Consider the following 1,176-nt stretch of genomic DNA (forward strand, 5'->3'; position numbering starts at 1 on the left):
TAAGTAAGTCGTGGAGAAAATTTATAAGTATGTAACAAAGAGTTAAGCAGAGGAATTAGAGTTAAATCTTACACGTTGCGTACTGTAATTTCCTTTTTTTCCTCTCGTTTGGACTCCATCAATGACGGCATAGGCAAGGTCTAACTCATCCTCAAAAGTTTTCGCGGCTAGTTCATCTTTTTTGAGATGTTGCCATTCCAATTCAATCGGGTTCATTTCTGAGCAATATTTGGGTAGAAAGAAGATGTACAAACCCATGTCTTCCCACTTTGACCATAATTGCTGTACTTCTTTACACCGATGAATCGGGCCGTTGTCCTGCACTATGACTCTGATGCGTCCTGCTTTTTGGGCTTCTACGGCTTCCTGCTCCATCATTTGTATATAAGATTTGCGTGAAACGCCGCCAATCACCAAACCGTACACAAAACTAATCAGGGGTTGAAGAAACCCAATAATACTTAACCTTCGCCCCCGGCGTTTACTTTGCTCTAAGCGTTTTTGCTCACCTCGGAAGTAATAGCTGTAGCTAGGTTCACTCCAGGCACAAAACCCCGATTCATCCATATACTTTAAATCTATTTCCCCAGCCGCCGCAGATAATTCCAGCATTTCTAAGTCTGCCTGTTTGATTTGCTGTATTACAGGGTCTTGCTTTCCTTTGTGGCTTTTTCTAGTTCGCTTCCAAATGACCCCCTTTTTTTCAGTACCTGTCTTAACCAGTCAGGACTTAATTTTACCGAACGTTCTTGTTCTAATTTTTGGGCTAACTGAACGCTGTTATATGTACGTGGGTCTTTCTCTAAACATTCTTCTAAAAACATCATGTCAGTTTCCACCCACCTTGCTTTTCCTCCTCGCCCTGGTTTTTCCCAAAGCCCATCCATTCCTAGCTTTTGCCACTTATGCAAAACTTCTCGCACCGTTTGTGCAGTCCAATTCAAGTGAGCCGCTATCTTCTCTACGTACCAACCATGTGCGCTCAATCTAATCACTTCTGCTCTGTCTTTCACTTTCTGCGGTACATCTGCCGTTCTCAGGTTGAAAAGAGTTTTATCTTGTTCTGGAGCCAGAAATACCCTTAGACGGCTGCCCATACCTCTGTTACCTCGGTAGACACATTATACGTATTTACTTATCTTTACACAGTTTGTTTTTTTCGCCTCGTTCTACTTA

The 1,176-nt window shown here is 42.3% G+C and carries 1 protein-coding gene; it reads right to left on the minus strand.

The genetic code is table 11. The features are described from left to right. Nucleotides 1-42: 42 nt before the first annotated feature. A protein-coding gene (locus V7K50_RS04670) for an IS630 family transposase (protein ID WP_334957729.1) occupies nt 43-1,097 on the minus strand; the annotation gives its coding sequence in 2 pieces (ribosomal slippage) (nt 43-702 and nt 705-1,097; 1,053 coding nt in all). Between the last annotated feature and the right edge of the window lie 79 nt (nt 1,098-1,176).

The organism is Nostoc sp. (assembly GCF_036917135.1).
GTDB lineage: Bacteria > Cyanobacteriota > Cyanobacteriia > Cyanobacteriales > Nostocaceae > Nostoc.